Origin of the sequence: Xanthomarina sp. F1114 (genome assembly GCF_026410255.1) — a bacterium.
Lineage (GTDB): Bacteria > Bacteroidota > Bacteroidia > Flavobacteriales > Flavobacteriaceae > Xanthomarina.
Window position 1 is genome coordinate 1 of the sequence record NZ_JAPMLL010000017.1, and the last position, 18,710, is coordinate 18,710.

At 31.7% G+C, this 18,710-nt stretch carries 18 protein-coding genes; all 18 read left to right on the plus strand.

Annotation, left to right across the window (positions count from 1 at the left end; all coding sequences use genetic code 11):
- A partial coding sequence (locus OS188_RS13165; RefSeq protein WP_323370465.1) for a methyltransferase occupies window positions 1-1,077 on the plus strand: 1,077 nt, incomplete at its 5' end.
- A gap of 6 nt (window positions 1,078-1,083) precedes the next feature.
- On the plus strand, window positions 1,084-1,701 hold the full coding sequence (locus tag OS188_RS13170) for a 3-oxoacyl-ACP synthase (RefSeq protein WP_267149316.1): 618 nt from the start codon (window positions 1,084-1,086) through the stop codon (window positions 1,699-1,701).
- Between the two features lies 1 nt (window position 1,702).
- A complete protein-coding gene (gene apeE, locus OS188_RS13175) occupies window positions 1,703-1,960 on the plus strand; it encodes an ApeE family acyl carrier protein (protein ID WP_267149317.1) in 258 nt (85 codons plus the stop codon).
- Window positions 1,961-2,123: 163 nt separating this feature from the next.
- A complete protein-coding gene (locus OS188_RS13180) occupies window positions 2,124-3,329 on the plus strand; it encodes a beta-ketoacyl-[acyl-carrier-protein] synthase family protein (protein ID WP_267149318.1) in 1,206 nt (401 codons plus the stop codon).
- Window positions 3,330-3,365: 36 nt separating this feature from the next.
- On the plus strand, window positions 3,366-4,430 hold the full coding sequence (locus OS188_RS13185; RefSeq protein WP_267149319.1) for a beta-ketoacyl synthase N-terminal-like domain-containing protein: 1,065 nt from the start codon (window positions 3,366-3,368) through the stop codon (window positions 4,428-4,430).
- Window positions 4,424-5,200, plus strand: coding sequence for a polysaccharide deacetylase family protein (locus OS188_RS13190; RefSeq protein ID WP_267149320.1), 777 nt, complete (start codon window positions 4,424-4,426; stop codon window positions 5,198-5,200). Before OS188_RS13185 ends, OS188_RS13190 begins: the two co-directional genes overlap by 7 nt.
- Window positions 5,193-5,810, plus strand: a complete 618-nt coding sequence (gene lolA2 / locus OS188_RS13195) for a flexirubin biosynthesis/transport protein LolA2 (protein ID WP_267149321.1) — start codon at window positions 5,193-5,195, stop codon at window positions 5,808-5,810. The genes OS188_RS13190 and lolA2 overlap by 8 nt, the downstream gene beginning before the upstream one ends.
- A complete protein-coding gene (gene lolB2, locus OS188_RS13200; RefSeq protein WP_267149322.1) occupies window positions 5,791-6,402 on the plus strand; it encodes a flexirubin biosynthesis protein LolB2 in 612 nt (203 codons plus the stop codon). The genes lolA2 and lolB2 overlap by 20 nt, the downstream gene beginning before the upstream one ends.
- Window positions 6,399-7,010, plus strand: coding sequence for a porin family protein (locus OS188_RS13205; RefSeq protein ID WP_267149323.1), 612 nt, complete (start codon window positions 6,399-6,401; stop codon window positions 7,008-7,010). Before lolB2 ends, OS188_RS13205 begins: the two co-directional genes overlap by 4 nt.
- Window positions 7,011-7,047: 37 nt before the next feature.
- On the plus strand, window positions 7,048-7,656 hold the full coding sequence (locus OS188_RS13210; protein ID WP_267149324.1) for an outer membrane beta-barrel protein: 609 nt from the start codon (window positions 7,048-7,050) through the stop codon (window positions 7,654-7,656).
- Window positions 7,657-7,658: 2 nt separating this feature from the next.
- Window positions 7,659-8,024, plus strand: coding sequence for an ApeI family dehydratase (locus tag OS188_RS13215; RefSeq protein ID WP_267149325.1), 366 nt, complete (start codon window positions 7,659-7,661; stop codon window positions 8,022-8,024).
- Window positions 8,025-8,036: 12 nt separating this feature from the next.
- Window positions 8,037-8,534, plus strand: coding sequence for a hypothetical protein (locus OS188_RS13220; protein WP_267149326.1), 498 nt, complete (start codon window positions 8,037-8,039; stop codon window positions 8,532-8,534).
- Between the two features lie 13 nt (window positions 8,535-8,547).
- Entirely contained in the window at window positions 8,548-9,204 is a 657-nt protein-coding gene (locus tag OS188_RS13225; RefSeq protein ID WP_267149327.1) for a hypothetical protein, read from the plus strand.
- A gap of 83 nt (window positions 9,205-9,287) precedes the next feature.
- The gene (locus tag OS188_RS13230; protein WP_267149328.1) at window positions 9,288-10,484 is read left to right on the plus strand and encodes a DUF2062 domain-containing protein; all 1,197 of its coding nucleotides are present in this window, start codon (window positions 9,288-9,290) and stop codon (window positions 10,482-10,484) included.
- A complete protein-coding gene (locus OS188_RS13235; RefSeq protein ID WP_267149329.1) occupies window positions 10,477-14,169 on the plus strand; it encodes an MMPL family transporter in 3,693 nt (1,230 codons plus the stop codon). The genes OS188_RS13230 and OS188_RS13235 overlap by 8 nt, the downstream gene beginning before the upstream one ends.
- Window positions 14,166-15,707 (plus strand): phytoene desaturase family protein, encoded by a 1,542-nt coding sequence (locus OS188_RS13240; RefSeq protein WP_267149330.1) that lies wholly within the window; start codon window positions 14,166-14,168, stop codon window positions 15,705-15,707. Before OS188_RS13235 ends, OS188_RS13240 begins: the two co-directional genes overlap by 4 nt.
- Complete coding sequence (locus OS188_RS13245; RefSeq protein ID WP_267149331.1) at window positions 15,704-17,371, plus strand: C45 family autoproteolytic acyltransferase/hydrolase; 1,668 nt, start codon at window positions 15,704-15,706, stop codon at window positions 17,369-17,371. Before OS188_RS13240 ends, OS188_RS13245 begins: the two co-directional genes overlap by 4 nt.
- Window positions 17,372-17,407: 36 nt before the next feature.
- Window positions 17,408-18,706: a flexirubin biosynthesis putative acyl-CoA ligase FlxY gene (gene flxY, locus OS188_RS13250; protein ID WP_267149332.1), complete on the plus strand. Its 1,299-nt coding sequence runs from the start codon at window positions 17,408-17,410 to the stop codon at window positions 18,704-18,706.
- Window positions 18,707-18,710: the final 4 nt, after the last annotated feature.

Here is an 18,710-nt window from a genome sequence, read left to right on the forward strand (position 1 = left end):
AAAAAAAAAATAATCATGTCTAAAAACCCAATTAAAGCTATAGATGCCATTCAGGAAGCGCAAAAAATAGCTTTTGCTCCTTTTGTATTTCAAGCTGTAGTTTCTTTAAGAAATCTTGGAATTTTTGATCTTATTTTCGATAGAAGAAAAAAAGGAGGTATCTCTGTAGAAGATATTGCAAAAGAATTATCCCTAAGTGCTTATGGCGTAGGTGTTTTATTAGAAATAGCTGAAAGCTCTGATATTGTTTCTAAAGACGAGAACAACTGCTACGAAGTAACAACTATAGGTTACTATTTAAACTCCCATAAAACAGTAGATGTTAACATTAACTTTACTCAAGAGGTTTGTTATAAAGGCTTGTTTCATTTAGAGGAAGCCATTAAAACTAAAAAACCTGCTGGCTTAAAAGAGCTAGGAGATTGGAATACTATTTACGAAGGTTTGTCTAAGCTAACCCCTGAAGTACAGAAGTCTTGGTTTGAATTCGACCACCATTATTCAGACGATGTGTTTCAAGAAGCCTTAGAAACTGTATTTAGAAACAACCCGAAAACCATTTATGATGTGGGTGCAAACACAGGAAAGTTTACCATAAGTGGAAGTAAATACAACGATTCTGTTTCTATAAAAATGGTGGACTTACCTGGACAATTAAAAATTGCTCTTGAAAATGTAGCCCAAGCTGGTTTTGCAGATAGAGTAACTCATCATGAAATAGATTGGTTGTCGGAAAACCCGAAATTACCAAAAGGTGCAGACACTATTTGGATGAGTCAATTTTTAGATTGTTTTTCTGAAGACGAAATTTTAACCATATTAAAGGCTTGTGCAGATGCCGTAAATGATGATGGCGAAATTTTAATCATGGAAACATTTACAGACAGACAGCGTTTCGACAATGCAAAATTTATTCTGGAGGCAACCTCACTTTACTTTACAGTAATGGCTAATGGAAACTCTAAAATGTATCCTGCAAAAGTGTTTTTTAAATTAATAGACCAAGCAGGTTTAGAAGTAAAAGAAGATATAGCTGTTGGAGAGTACCACACTATTTTAGTGTGTAAAAAAAAGTAATTAAGTATGAATTCTAAATATAACATATCCTCTTTTTGCCATATAAAGAACAATCGAGTTTCTTTAAATGGCTCTGTTATATTTAACGAAGAACATCCTAATTTTTCAGACTTTATAAAAGCAGCTTATAAAACTCAGAACACGAAATATCCAAAGTTTTTCAAAATGGATAATTTGAGTAAGTTGGCGTTCTTAGCTGCAGATATTTTACTTAAAAAAGAGCAGTTAGATATAGAAAAGGAGAATAATATTGCTTTAGTATTCTCTAATAAAGCATCTAGTTTAGATACAGATATTATCCATCAAAAAGCCATTCAAGATAAAGATAATTATTTTCCCAGTCCAGCCGTTTTTGTTTACACGCTACCAAATATTTGTTTGGGGGAGATAAGTATTAAATATAAGCTATATTCTGAGAATAGTTTTTTTATCTTTGAACGTTTTAATGCCGAACATTTAATGAGTTACACCAACAGTCTGTTAGAGACAAATAAAGCAAAATCTGTGCTATGTGGTTGGGTGGAATTAGAAGGTGAAAATTACGAAGCCTTTTTATATTTAGTTTCAAATGAAGGCGAAATAAAACATAATAAACAAAACATAATAACATTATATAATACATAATATGGAAGCTTTAAAACAAGAGTTAAAAGAGAATATTATCGAGCAATTAAATTTGGAAGATATGTCTGTAGAAGACATTGCAAATGATGATTTGCTGTTTGGAGATGGTTTGGCCTTAGATTCAATTGATGCTTTAGAATTAATTGTGATGCTAGATAAAAACTATGGCATTAAATTAACAGACCCAAAAGAAGGGCGTGCTATTTTTGAAACCATCAACACTATGGCTGCTTATATTACCGAGCATAGATCTAAGTAACCAATTTCTACCTGCCAATTGGCAGACAGACGAAATTAGGAGTCTCTCAATGGAGTGAATCTATTTATCCATTTTGAATATAAGATTCGCCACAAACTTGTGAGCAAATAGATTTTCATAGTATTGTAAATTAATAAAAGGTTCCTGCCTACACAGGAAATATATGAGTAAAGGAGTAGCAATTACCGGAATGGGCGCTATATCTGCCATTGGAAACAATGTTGCAGAGAATTTTCAGTCGCTTGTGGAATCTAAAAAAGGAATTTCTAAAATTTCTAAAATAGACACTATCCATAAAGATGACATTATGGTGGGCGAAATTGCCTATACTAATTCAGAGTTAGAAGAAATTCTAGGTTTATCACCTGGTAATAATTACTCTAGAACAGGTTTAATTGGTGCAATTGCCGCTAAAGAAGCTATTGCTAATTCGGGAATTACAAATATCAATAAATACAAAACTGGCTTAATTTCTGCCACTAGTGTTGGTGGTATGGATATGACCGAGCAGTATTACTATAATTATCTTGAAACCGATACAAATAGGAGATATATTGCTAGTCACCATGCAGGAGATTCCACTCAAAAAATTGCTGAACAACTAGGTATAGCTAAAAGTTTAGTAACTACAATTAGTACAGCTTGCTCGTCGGCTGCAAATGCTATTATGCTTGGAGCCAGACTTATTAAATCTGGACAATTGGATCGTGTTATTGTGGGAGGATCGGATTGCATGTCTAAATTTACCATTAATGGTTTTAAAACCTTGATGATTCTTTCAGACACTTACAGCACGCCTTTCGACGAAAACCGAAAAGGTCTAAATTTAGGAGAAGCTGCTGCTTTCTTAGTTTTAGAGTCTGATGCTGTTGTAAAAGCAGAAAACAAAAATGTTCTAGGTTATGTAAAGGGTTATGGAAATGCTAACGATGCTTTCCATCAAACAGCATCTTCAGATCATGGAGATGGTGCCACTCTTGCTATGGAAAAGGCACTTAAAGTTGCTGGTTATACTGCTAAAGATATTGATTATATTAACGCTCATGGAACAGCTACTGGAAATAACGATTTATCTGAAGGACGAGCTATAATTCGTGTTTTTGGAGAAGAAAATGTACCTGAATTTAGTTCTACAAAAGCCTATATAGGTCATACCCTAGCTGCTGCTGGAGCTATTGAAGCTGTATATTCCATTTTAGCATTACAAAACAATGTGATTTTTCCGAATTTGAATTTTAAAACTCAAATGAAAGAATTTAATATCACCCCAGAATTAAAACTAAAAGAAAAAGAATTAAAAACAGTTATGTCTAATTCCTTCGGTTTTGGAGGAAATTGTTCAACAGTAATTTTTTCTAAAGAACCATAATTAAAAAATAGATTCCTGTTTTCATAGGAAGTGAACATGAAAAAAGTCTACATCAATAGCATCTCGAGTATTACACCTCAAAAAACCTTTGATAATTCAGAGTTTTTAGACGAAGTTATTATACATGAAAATCAAGTTATTTTTGCTGTAGAACCAAAATATAAAGACTACATTCCTCCTGCAGCTGCCAGACGTATGGCAAAAGGAATTAAAATGGGAGTTGTAGCTTCAAAATTATCTTTACAAGAAGCTGGTTTAGAACAAGTGGATGCCGTTATCACCGGAACTGGAATGGGATGCTTACGAGATTCAGAAAAATTTTTAGGCGCCATAATAAATAACAACGAGCAGTATTTAACACCAACATCTTTTATTCAATCTACCCACAATACAGTTGGTGGTCAAATTGCTTTAGAGCTGCAATGTAAAGGTTATAATTTTACCTATGTTCATGGAAGTAATTCTTTTGAATCTGGTTTATTAGACGCTAAACTTCAGTTAGAACTAGATGAAGCCCAAAACATTTTAGTTGGAGGTGTGGACGAATTAGGAGATCATACAACCAAATTAAATCAAATTATTCATCATGTTAAGGAAGAAAATATTTCATCTTTAGATGTTTTAAGCTCTAAAACTAAAGGAGCTGTTTTTGGTGAAGGGGCAAGCTTTTTTGTCCTATCTAATAAAAAACAAGCCTCCTCTTATGCTGAAATTATTTCAGTAAAAATGTATAATACCTTAGCGCAAAACGAGCTTAGCGAAACAGCATTGCATTTTTTAAAAGAAAACAGCCTCAAGGCTGAGGATATAGATGCTGTTGTTTTAGGAAATAACGGAGATATAGAATTTGATGGTTATTACAACCTACTTACCTCAGGTATTTTTAGTAATACACAACAAGTCTGCTACAAACACCTTATTGGAGAATTCAATACAGCCTCTCCTTTTGGTCTTTGGATAGCTTCAAAAATATTAAAAACACAAACGCTTCCAGAAGTTATAAAGAAGAATAATATAAAAACTTCTTCTTTTAAGTATATACTACTTTATAATATGTATCGTGGAGAAAACCATAGTTTCACCTTACTTAAATCATGCTAAACTTTAAAAATGTAAACAGCTTGGCACTTATTATTTTAATAGGTTTAATAGTCGCTTACTTTTTAATTGACATCTCATTTTGGTGGTTTATTTTATCAGGTTTAATATGGTTCTTACTAACTGCTTTGGGGTCTGGATTAATTGGGTGGAATTACCATCTAAAAGCTCTTAACTCGAACCCGTCTATTAGTAAAAATCAGGTAGCTATTACTTTCGACGATGGTCCAAATCCGGAATTCACACCTCAAGTTTTAGAACTCTTAAAAAAACATGATGTCAAAGCTACATTTTTCTGTATTGGATTAAACATAGAAAACTACCCAAAGCTCCTCAAAAAAATTATAAATGAAGGACATACAATTGGCAATCACACCTATTCTCATAATAAAATGTTTGGATTTTTTAGTACTAAACAGGTCATAGAAGAATTAGAACAAACAAATAAAATGGTTTTTAAAAAAACTGGTTTAGCGCTAAATTTATACAGACCCGCTTTTGGGGTGACTAATCCAAGAATTAAAAAAGCCATAACGGCTACCAAACTGCAGGCTATTGGATGGAATAAACGCTCTCTAGACACAACCAATTTAAGTAAAGAACGTATATTAAAACGCGCTTCTAAAAATTTAAAAAAAGGCGATGTTATCTTGCTACATGATACCAGCGAAAAAACTTTATGGGTTTTGGAACAGTTATTGTTAATTTTACAAAAGCAAAAATTACAAGCTGTAACCGTTGATAGCTTATTTAATATAGAACCTTATGCGTAATTTCGTTTTTATTGTATTTTTTATATCTGTTGCAGTTCAAGCGCAAACAAAAATGTCTGCACCAGAGGCCGAAGCTTTAAAGACTCTAGTTAAACAACAAGCTTTAACTACAAAAACTATTTCTAGTAATTTTACTCAATACAAACATTTAGACTTTTTATCTAACGATATTGTTAGTAAAGGAAAACTCGCTTTTAAAACACCAGATCTTGTTAAATGGGTATATACCGAACCATACAATTATGCCGTGATTTTTAAAAATGAAACCCTGTTTATTAACGATGAAGGTAAGAAAAATCAAGTAGATATAGGTTCTAATAAATTGTTTAAGGAATTAAATGGTTTGATAATAAACAGCATAAAAGGTGATATGTTTGATGATGATGCCTTTGAAATTACTTATTATAAAAAAGACAAAAACAGTCAGGTACACTTTAGTCCTAAAGATAAAAAATCTACAAAATATATTTCCGATTTTCAAATAACATTCAACAAAAAAGGGGATGTTTTAGAAGTGAAAATGATAGAACCTTCAGGAGATTTCACTAAAATTATTTTTACCAATAAAGAAATAAATATACCTCTTGCGGATGCGATTTTTATTAATTAGTTTTTGTTTTTTCTTAGTATCCTGTGGAAGTTATCCTAAAAAGAAAAATTTTCAAGCAGAGAATTCGACTTCAAAAGAGATTGAAAACCCTTACTTGTCAGATTCCAGAATAGACTATGTTTATAAAGCATCTATCGATGTTTATGATAGAAATTTTAGCGGACTTTTAATCATCAAAAAAATAGCAGATAAGGAACATCGGGTAGCTTTTACTACAGAAATGGGTAATAAAATGTTCGATTTCACCTTTAATGAAAATGATTTTCGGGTGAATTTCATTTTAGATGAACTAAACAAGAAAATGCTCATCAATATTCTTAAAAAAGATTTTAAAGTCCTAATTACAGAAAACCCAATAATTTCTAACAGCTATTCTCATAATGAGATCGATATCTATGAAGCCGCTATCTATAATAAAAAGCATTATTATTTCTTCGAGAACTACAAGCTAACAAAGATAATCAACGCTAAAAACGGAAAAGAAAATGTTCAGTTTTTATTTTTAAAAATAAATAATCATCTTGCAAACCAAATCGAAATTAAACATAGTAATATTAAACTAACCATCAACCTAAAATCTATTACTCAATGAAAAACCTACTTATGGCAATTGTATTTATTGCAATTAGCCTACCTACATTCTCTCAAGTAAAAATTAACCCAGGATTACGTATGGGTTTAAATGCTTCTAATATTACAAATCAATACAATTCTGATAGAGTTATTGGTTTTAACGGAGCCATGTTTGTCAATTTTCATTTTGCACGTTTTTATGAGTTACAACCAGAGATGACCTACTCCAATCAAGGTTTTAAAGGAGATAGTTATACCTATTTAGATCCGTATTCTGGAGATATTATTCGTGTTAATCAAGACAATGCTAGCCTTCATTATTTAGGGCTTTCTGTTGCAAATAAATTTTATTTTTTTCCAGATTTAGGCTTGCACTTTATAATTGGTCCAAGTTTGGAGTTTAATATTTCAGATAATTCATATTACGATATAACACCTATTGACATTTCTTTATTTGGTGGTATTGGCTACGAATTCCCTATAGGGCTTGGTATTGAAGCTAGATACAAACAAGGAGTCATAGACGTTAGAGATAGCTTTTATAATTTTAATGACGGAAACTACTATGAAAACAACAAATTAAATTCTGTGTTCCAGTTTAATGTCTATTATAAATTCGACATGTAATTTGTCTCAAAGAAGATCTTTAACTTATCTTTAAAATATGAAAAACTTACTCTTATCCATCTGTTTTATTTTTGTTGTGAGCATTTCCTATTCTCAATCAAAAAAAGGAATTGGATTTAGAGCAGGTGCTAATATTTCTAAATTAACTAATGCCCATTTAGACCATAAAACCAATGTTTATTTTGGTATGTTTTATCAAAATAGAATTTCAGACTTCTACGCCATTCAACCTGAATTGGGTTATTCCAACCAAGGTGGTAAAACTAGGAATGACGATTTAATTTATGTAGAATATATTACACTTGGAGTAACAAATAAACTATTTGTAGCTCCAGATTTCGGCATATATTTGTTAGCAACTCCTGGTTTTGATTTTGATATAGACGATACCCCAATTGGATTAATAAACAGAGGTGAAGGAAGTGGCAATCAAGCCACATTTATAGACTTCACTATGTCTTTTGGATTTGGTCTAGAGTTTAAAAATGGACTATCTATCGAAGCGCGTTATAAACAAGGATTAATTGATGTTTATTCAGGTTCATTTCATAATTTTGAATCCGAGTTATTAAAAAACCAAAATCAATTTAATTCTGTTTTTCAAATTGGTTTAGCTTATAAACTTAACACAAGTAAAAATAATTAATCATGTTGCTAAAAGACTTTTATAAAATAAACACTCTAACTGTGACTGAAAATTTAGCTACTGCTAAAATTACTATTAATAAAAATCACAAAGTTTTTAAAGGTCACTTTCCTGGAAATCCAGTAACTCCTGGAGTTTGCATGATGCAAATTATAAAGGAACTCACAGAGCAAATTCTAGATAAAAAACTATTTATGGAATCGTCTAGTAATGTTAAGTTTATGGCAATTATTAATCCTGAAAAAACACCAGATTTAGTATTAGAATTAAACATTATTGAAACAGATTCAGGCTACAGAGTAAAAAACAGCACGACATTTGATGATACTGTGGCATTAAAATTGACTAATAATTATAAAGTCATCTAAAACATTTTTATTGTGAAAATTTTAGCCATATTTATATCTATTATAAGTTTTTTTTCGCTGACTCAAAATCTGAGTGAAATTCGTTTGGCCTATAAAGAAGCTACACAAGACAAAGAAAATATGTTACTCTTTTACAATATGCTAAAAGATGTCAATAAAGAAAACAATGTTAATTTAGTAGCTTATAAAGGAGCTGCTATTGCGTTAAAAGCTAAATATGCCGTAACCCTAAAAGAAAAAAAAGACGGTTTTATCGACGGTGTTTCATATATAGAATTTGCTATTGAAAAAGAACCAAACGCTATAGAACCGCGATTTATAAGATTAGGAATTCAGGAAAACACTCCTAAAATTTTAAAGTATAAAGATAATATTGACCAAGATAAACTCTTTCTACTAAAACAGTATCAACACATCTCTTCAGAGAATTTAAAAAACCATATTAGAGATTATATTTTACAATCTAAAGTCTTTACAGACGAAGAAAAATTAACTATTACCAACCAATAATTACTTACAACCCATGCAAAAAATTACTTTCCTACTATTGTTTATCTTTACTTGTTCAGTTTCTGCTCAAGATCTTATTATAACTACAAACGATGACGAAATATCGGCTAAAGTAGAGGAAATTCATATTGAAACAATTTCCTACAAAAAGACTGATAACCTATCCGGACCTTCCTATCACATAAAAAAATCTGAAGTATCAAAAATTGTTTTCGAAAACGGAAATGAAGAAGTTTTTGATACCAAAATGGAAGAAGAAGACGACAGCCAGGTGTCTATGGAAGAAACCGAAGCTTTTTTAGCGGAGTACATTGGCAAATACTGTTATGACCATAATGGCTATTTAAGAAACAGTTATAAAGCAAAATTTGAAGGAGACTATTTAAGATTGACCATGTATAATAAAAAAAAGACTAAGGAAATAAGTAGCTATTTATACGATTTTAAAGGTGTTTATTCTTTTAAACGCCCTGATGTAAGAGGTGGAGATCTTGCTTATTTAAATATACATGTACCTGTTTTAACAAATGAGAAGAAAGATAAATGGGATCGACAAAAGTTAGTTATAAGTGTAGAAGGTCATGATAAAGCTGAATCTATTATGAATGCATTAAAACATTATAACTATCTTCTTAAAAACAAAAATAAAAAGCCTGGTCAAAAATTTTAGTCCTAATTATTTAGACGATCCCTTTATATAAGAGGAAAAATCAGTAATTTCGAGTCGGAAACCCGTAAAGACTCTATTATTAATTGAAGCCCGAACTAACTTCTAAAAAAATCTCTAAGCTGCATGTATGCGTTATAATTCCAACATACAACAATCATCGTACCCTAAAACGAGTATTAAATGGAGTTTTAGAATTAACCAACAATATTATTATTGTTAACGACGGGTCTACAGATGAGACTTCAACTATTTTAAAAGATTACCAGCAACTTGAGCAAATACATTTTACAGAAAATAAAGGAAAAGGTCTTGCTTTAAGAGAAGGGTTTAAGCATGCCATTTCGCTAGGTTACAAATACGCAATAACCATAGATTCTGATGGACAGCATTTTCCAAACGATATACCAAATTTTATTAATGAATTAGAACAAAGTCAAAACAAAAACGTTCTAATTATTGGCTCCCGGAATATGGAGCAAGAAGGTGTTCCTGGAAAAAGTAGCTTTGGAAATAAGTTTTCTAACTTTTGGTTTTGGTTAGAAACAGGTATCAAACTTAAAGACACCCAATCTGGATTTAGGTTATACCCTTTAAATATTATTAAGGATTTAAAGTTTTACACCAATAAATTTGAATTTGAAATTGAAGTTATTGTAAAATCGGCATGGAAAGATGTAGAAGTTAAAAACATGCCTATTCAAGTGCTTTATGATGAGTCTGAACGTGTTTCGCACTTTAGACCTTTTAAAGATTTTACCAGAATTAGTATCTTAAATACTTGGCTTGTATTTCTAACTTTTATCTATTATTTACCTAGACGGGTTATTAGAAATATTAAAAAAAAAGGACTTAAACAATTTTTTGTAGAAGATTTATTAGGTCACAACGACTCGCCAAAAAAAAAGGCTCTATCTATTGCCTTAGGAACCTTTATAGGCTTTTCGCCACTTTGGGGATTTCATACCTTTTTAGTTCTTACACTCGCCATTTTTCTAAAATTAAATAAAGCCATATCTTTTGCCTTTTCCAATGTGAGTTTACCTCCTTTTATTCCGTTTATTATTTATGCAAGTTTGGAATTAGGCCAATGGGTTTTAGGTGAAAAAATCTCTTATTCTATTGAAGAAATGATGGACAATTTTGAAGCAATTGAGCATCTAAAAACGTATATTGTTGGAAGTTTTACCTTAGCCATTATTGGAGCTATTGTTTTTGGTTTAATTGGATATATTTTCTTCAGCTTTGTAGATAAAAAGAATTTGGCTTTAAAAAATGACTAACTTTTTTTATAATATACATACATTTTTAGTCACAAGAAAAATTGTAGGCTTTTTTGCTTTAGGACTTCTTGTTTTAGGCTTAGGGTTTCTAGCTTCAAACATTACTTTTGAAGAAGATATTACCAAGCTTATTCCTATTAACGAAGAAAACGCCGATCTCCAAAAAGTTTTAAAATCGGTTAATTTCGCAGATAAAATCATTGTCAATATCAAAAGAGAACCTTCTGGTTCTATTAACGACTTAACGCAATATGCCACCCAGTTTATTGATAGTATAAACTCTAATTCAAATAAATATTTTACCAAAATTCAAGGAAAAGTTGAAGATGAAGAAATCCTCAACACTTTAGATTTTGTCTACAATAACTTACCTCATTTTCTAGAATCTTCAGATTATAAACTTATAGAAAACAAGCTTCAAAAGGATAGCATTAAAGCCATTACTACAGCCAATTACAAAACCTTGATTTCGCCGTCTGGAATGGTAGCTAAAGAAACCATTTTAAGAGATCCGTTAAGTCTTTCTTTTTTAGCCTTAAAAAAATTACAACTTCTAAGTTTTGGCAATGAGTTTACAATGCAAAATGGCTTTTTACTGAGTAAAGATAAAAAACACATTCTTTTATTTATTTCTCCTACATATCCATCTAGCGAAACATCTGAAAACGCTCATTTTGCAGAACAGCTTTATAGTTTAAATTCTAAATTAAATAAGGAGTTTAAAGGCAAAATTAGTAGCGAATATTTTGGTGGAGCTTTGGTAGCAGTTGCCAATGCCAAACAGATAAAAAAAGATATTCAATTAACCGTTGGAATTGCTGTTACAGTCTTATTACTAATCTTAATTCTTTTTTATAGAAAGCTAAGTGTGCCTCTTATTCTTTTTGTACCAACTGCTTTTGGTGCTTTATTAGCAGTAGCTTTACTCTTTTTAATTAGAACAAAAATTTCGGCTGTTTCCTTAGGAATTGGCTCGGTATTACTTGGAATAACTCTCGATTATGCCTTGCATATTTTAACGCATATAAGAAGTAACAATAATGTAAAAGCACTGTATCAAGAAATTACCAAACCTATTTTAATGAGCAGTTTAACTACCGCTCTTGCGTTTTTATGTTTACTCTTTTTAGATTCTCAAGCGCTTCAAGATTTAGGCCTGTTTGCAGCTATTAGTGTGCTTGGAGCTTCTTCTTTTGCTTTAATTTTTATTCCTTTAGTTTATAAAGACAAAAGTAAAAGCTCTAAAAAATCCACTGTTTTAGATAAAGTAGCAAGGTATCCGCTTCATAAAAACAAATGGGTTTTAATAGGTTTAGTTTTGCTGTTTTTTATGAGTTACTTTACTTATACAAAAGTAACTTTCAACAACGATTTAGCTAACTTAAACTTTGAACCAACTGAACTCCGCGAAGCCCAGGATAGATTAGATGCCTTAACCAATATAAATTCTAAATCCGTTTATATTGCAGCTTACGGCAATAAAGAACAAGATGTTTTAATTGCAAACGACAGCATTTTTTCAATCCTAAAAAGTCTGAAAGAAAAAGACAGTATTATTGGATTTAGCTCGATTAGCACATTAATTAAATCCTCTAAAATCCAAGAGCAGCAGCTTGCCACTTGGAATAATTTCTGGACAGAAGAAACAAAGCAAAGTCTACAAAATAACCTTATTGAAAGTGGTGTTAGATTAGGTTTTAAACCTAGTAGTTTTCATGAATTTTACGCACATTTAAATTCAGATTTTGATGTTTTAAGTGTTGAAGGCTTTAAAAACTTTAATACCATTTCTGTTGACGATTATATTGCAACCAAAAACGATTTTACAACCATTACTACCTTAGTTAAATTAAAAGACAACCAAGCCGAAAACTTGTTTAATAAATTTAAAGACAGCTCGCAAACACTTGTTATCGACAGAAAACAAATGAACGAAACCTTTTTAGGCAACCTTAAAACCGACTTCAATAGTTTGGTTGGCTATTCGTTTTTTGTCGTTTTACTGCTTTTATTGCTTTTTTACAGAAGCTTTTCTTTAACCTTAGTAACTCTGCTCCCTATTGCCTTAACGTGGTTGTTAACCATAGGAATTATGGGCTTATTTGGAGTAGAATTCAATATTTTCAATATTATAATTACCACTTTTATTTTTGGATTAGGAATTGACTACAGTATTTTTATTACCAATGGTCTACTACATGAACTAAGAACAGGAGAAAGCTCGCTTCCAACACATAAAACCTCGATCCTACTTTCCGTTATTACTACTATTTTGGGAGTTGGAGTTTTAATTTTTGCTAAACATCCAGCACTTCATAGTATTTCTTTGGTTTCTTTAATTGGTATTTTATCTGCCATGTTAATTTCGTTTGCAATACAACCACTTTTATTCATGTTTTTTATTGGTAGCAAACAGAGTAAGCCGTCGCCAATATTGATGTTTATTAACTCTTCTATTTCATTTACTTATTACGGATTAGGAGGTTTATTTTTATCCTTATTCGGAATTACTGTTATGAAAGTTGTGCCATTAAGCATGAAAATTAAAATGAATTGGTTCCATAGAGTTATGTCTAAGTTTATGAAATCGGTTTTATACTCCTACCCTTTCTATAAAATTAAAGTAATTAATAAATCTAATGAAGATTTTAGAAAACAGGCCATGATTATTGCCAATCACACCTCTTTTCTAGATATTTTAGCCATTGGAATGTTGCATCCAAAATTAATTTTCTTGGTCAACGATTGGGTTTATAATTCGCCTTTCTTTGGGAAAGCAGTAAAACTCGCTGGTTTTTATCCGGTATCAAGCGGTATTGAAAAAGGTGTGGACCACCTTCAAGAAAAAGTCAATCAAGGTTATAGTTTAATGGCTTTTCCTGAGGGCACTCGCTCATACACCAATAAAGCAAAACGTTTCCATAAAGGAGCTTTCTTTTTAGCTGATAAATTTAAATTAGATATTGTACCTGTCATTATTCATGGAAACTCTGAAGTACTTCCAAAAGGAAATTTTGTTATAAAAAGTGGTGTCATTTCGGTTAAAATATTAGATAGAATTCCATTTGAAAGTGAGTTTTTTAACGGAACCTCCAGAGAAACTACCAAAAAGATAAGCGCTTATTTTAAAAATGAATTTAATGCATTTAGAGAAATCGCTGAAAATGAAAGTTATTTCCATCAGATTGTTTTGGAAGAGTTTAGGTATAAAGGTAATGCACTTTACAAGCAAGTAAAATTAGATTTAAAAACTAATAAAAAAATCTATAAATCCATCATGGATCTGGTGGGAGAAAAAGATAGTATTCTACATTTTTCTAAAAGCTGTGGACAATTAGACTTCTTATTAGCTTTGGATAGACCAGATAGAAGAATCTTTACATATTTTGAAGATAAACCTATAAGCGACATCATTAAAAATAGTTATTTAAGTAATAATCATTATAAAATTTCGGTATTAGATACACCTAAAGAAGTTTTAACCCATAGAGCAAATGTGCTTATTTTGGATAATATACATATATCTAATGAGCAGTTGAAAACAGCCATTTTAAATGGAGTAAGTAACATTATTTTGCTTTCTTCAAACCTAAAATCTGCTCCAGAAATACTTAAACATCATTCTTTTAAGTTAGTTCATAAAGCGGATCAAATTTCAATTTTAACTAAAACAGAGGAGCTTTGAAACCAAAATCTAAATACGATATTGTTATAGTTGGTAGCGGCTTAGGAGGTCTGGTCTCAGCAGTTATTCTTGCAAAAGAAGGCTACAGCGTTTGCGTTTTAGAGAAAAATCAGCAGTACGGTGGCAATCTTCAAACCTTTGTTAGAGACAAGTCTATTTTCGATACAGGTGTTCACTATATAGGAAGCTTAAGCAAGGGGCAAAATCTCTATAAATACTTTAATTATTTAGGTATTATGGAGGAGTTGGCATTAAAAAAAATGGATGAAGACAGCTTTGATACCATTACTTTTGACGATGATGAAAAGGAATATAACTACGCTCAAGGTTATGAAAAATTTATTGAAAATTTAGCTAAAGATTTCCCTGATGAAACAGAAGCTATAGAGGCTTATTGCAATAAAATAAGAGAAACCTGCGATAAATTTCCATTATATAGGTTAAAACCAGGCAGACCTTATGCCGATGGTGTTTTTAAGCTCCAAATTAGAGAGTTTTTAGAGTCCATTACAAAAAATAAACGTTTACAAGCCGTTTTAGCTGGAACCAATTTTTTATATGCTGGAGATGGTTATAAAACGCCATTTTATGTACATTCTTTATCGGTAAACTCGTATATTCAAAGTGCGTATCGCTGTTTAAATGGTGGCAGTCAAATTACCAAATTATTAATTAGAAGACTTAAAGAAGCTGGTGGCGAAGTTTATAAATACCACGAAGTTGTAAAATTTGAGTTTGTAGATGAAAAAATAAGTTCTGTTATATGTAAAAATGGTCATGAAATTCATGGAAATCAATTTATTTCAAATATAGACCCTAAGCTTACTATCGATTTAATAGGAGATGGGAAATTGCGAAAATCCTATGTTAATAGAATAAAAAATATAGAAAGTACCATTGCAGCTTTTAGCTTATATATTGTTTTAAAACCTGATTGTTTTAAATATATAAATAAGAATTACTACCATTTTAAATCGGTTGATGCCGTTTGGAATGCACAACATTATACCCAGGAATCCTGGCCAGAAAATTATATGTTTTCTATGGGAGTCAAGAAAAATAACGACGAATATGGCGATAATATTACCATAATGACCTATATGCGTTATGAAGAAGTGGAGCCTTGGGAAAACACATTTAATACCGTAACCGATAAAAATAATAGAGGTCAAACTTACAACGAATTTAAGCAAGAAAAAGCCGAAAAAATTATCATAGAATTAGAGAAAAAATTCCCTAATATTCGAGAATGTATATTGGAAACTTATACGTCTTCTCCTTTATCTTACAGAGATTATATTGCTACAAATCGCGGTTCTATGTATGGTTATTCTAAAAATGTAAACAAATCCATGCAGTCTTTTATTTCACCTAAAACAAAAATTGACAACCTTCTTTTTACCGGACAATGTTTAAACATGCATGGCATTTTGGGAGTAACCATTGGAGCTGTTGTAAGCTGTTCGGAAATTTTAGGACAGGACTATTTATTAAATAAAATTATTGAAGCAAATAAACCAAAAACTAAAGAAAAATGAAGGTGACTTCCAAGATACTTTTATTGCTTTTAATAATTAGCCTTGCTTCTTGTGGTGTTTCTAAATCTGTAAAAGATATACCAGATGTTAGTAGTTACAAACAGCATATTCCAGAACGAGCAACAATATCAGACAGCTCTTTTACCACTGAAAATGGCTTTCTAACAAAAAATAAATTTGGTCAATGGGAATTATTTGTTGCCGGAGATCCCTATCAAATTGGATTAAATACAGGGAGTTTAACCCAAGAACTTTTTGAAAAACAAGAGCATGCTTTTTTAAGCAAAGTAGACGAATTAGTACCATCAAAATTCAAACAATCTCTATTACGAAAAATGCTGGCTTGGTACAACCGGAAAATGTATTTAAATGTTCCCGAAGAGTACAAATCTGAAATTTTAGGACTTTCAAAATATGCAGGAGATGAATATGAATATGTAGCAGATAGCTATTTAAGAATGTTGTATTTTCATAGTGCTCACGATATTGGTCACGCGCTTCAAGACCTTATGTTAGTTGGCTGCTCGTCCTTTGCTGCTTGGGGAGATAAAACGGAAGATGGCAAATTACTTATAGGCAGAAATTTTGACTTTTATGCTGGAGACGATTTTGCCAAAGACAAAATAATTGCTTTTGTAAAACCTACCAATGGCTACAGTTTTATGTCTGTAACTTGGGCAGGCATGATTGGTGTGGTTTCTGGAATGAACAATCAAGGGTTAACTGTAACAATAAACGCTGGAAAATCTGATATTCCGTGGGTGGCCAAAACCCCAATCTCTATTCTTACTCGTGAGATTTTACAATATGCTTCTAATATAGAAGAAGCCATAGAAATAGCTAAAAAACGCCAGGTTTTTGTTTCAGAATCTATTTTAGTAGGAAGCGCCAAAGACAATAAAGCCATTACTATTGAAGTATCTCCTAATAATTTTGGGGTTTACGAGGTTGAAAATTCCAATCAGTTAATTTGCTCCAATCACTTTCAAAGTGAAGCTTATGCCCATGATGAAAAAAACATGAAACACAAAGCTGAAAGTCATTCGCAATACCGTTACAAACGTATGGAAGAGCTTTTAGACGCAACTCCAAAACTCACTCCAGAAATTGCTGTCGATATTTTACGAAACAAAGAAGGTTTACAAAATAAAGATATTGGATATGGTAACGAAAAAGCGTTAAATCAGTTGTTGGCACATCATGGGGTTGTTTTTAAACCTGAAGATGCTTTAGTTTGGGTATCAGCCAATCCCTATCAGTTAGGCGAGTTTGTTGCCTATAATTTGAATACGGTTTTTAATGAAGGTCCAGAAAATAATCAGGCTTTACCTTTAAATAATAAAGAGTTAACTATTGAAAAAGATCCGTTTCAATATACTCAGGCTTATTTAGATTACGAAACCTATCGTGTTTTAAGCAGACAAGTGGAAAAAGCAATTAGTAATGATGAGCACATTGTTCCAAACATGTTAACCAAATTACAAAATAGTAATCCAGAGTATTGGAAAACCTATTACTTAATAGGAAAGTATCATTACGAAAAAGAGTATTACACAGCAGCACTAAATGCTTTTGAAATAGCAAAAACTAAAGAAATTACAACTGTTCCTGACCAAGAACAGATAGATTTGTATCTTAAAAAGATAAAAAGGAAATTAAAATAGATAAAAGCTTCAAATAAAAGTAAAAAAAGGAAACGAATGATTCCCGAAATAGAACAAGCATCAGCACAAGACATAAAAGCCTTTCAAGAAGAAAAATTGAAGGATTTACTGAGGTATTTAAATACACATTCGCCATATTACAGGCGTGTGTTTAAAGAACAAAACATCGATATTACTTCTATCCACACACTTGAAGATTTAATACAGATTCCAACTACCACAAAAGATCAATTACAACAATATAACAACGATTTTCTATGTGTGCCTAAAAACAAAATCATCGATTATGTTACTACGTCTGGTACTTTAGGAGATCCTGTAACTTTTGCATTAACAGACAACGATTTAGACCGTTTGGCCTATAACGAAGCCTTATCTTTTGCTTGCTCCGGAGTTACTGAAAATGATGTTATGCAGCTAATGACCACCATAGACAGACGTTTTATGGCTGGTTTGGCGTACTTTTTAGGAGCCAGAAAATTAGGAGCTGGAATTATTCGTGTGGGAGCAGGAATTCCAGAATTACAATGGGATTCTATTTTAAAATTTAAACCCACTTATTTAATTGCTGTGCCATCTTTTTTATTAAAACTAATTGAACATGCCAAGCAGCATGATATCGATTTAAATGCATCTGGAGTAAAAGGAGCTATTTGTATTGGAGAACCTTTAAGAAATCAGGATTTTTCGCTGAATACCTTAGCTGAAAAAATAACCTCTCATTGGCAAATAGACTTGTATTCAACTTATGCTTCTACGGAAATGAATACGGCTTTCAACGAATGTGAAAAGCAACAAGGCGGCCATCATCATCCGGAATTAATTATTGTTGAAATTTTAGATGAAAACAATCAACCAGTTTCAGCACATGAAGTTGGCGAACTTACCATTACCACTTTAGGAGTTGAAGGCATGCCTTTGCTTCGTTTTAAAACTGGCGACATGGTTCAAGCCCATACAAAAGCCTGTGATTGTGGCAGAAATACTTTACGTCTAGGTCCTGTGGTTGGCAGAAAAAAGCAAATGATAAAATATAAAGGCACCACTTTATATCCGCCAGCCATGGACAATATTTTAAACGATTTTAGCGAAGTGGACTGCTACATCATAGAAATTTCAAGCAACAGCATTGGAACCGATGAAATCTGTATTAAAATAGCAACCAATTCATCAACCGATACTCTATTAACAAGAATTAAAGATCATTTTAGAGCCAAATTACGTGTGTCTCCACGAATAGAAATTCATGATAAAAAGGACATTCAAAAACTGCAATTTCCAATTATGAGTAGAAAACCTGTGATGGTTATTGATAACCGCCATAACGGCACTTAAATCA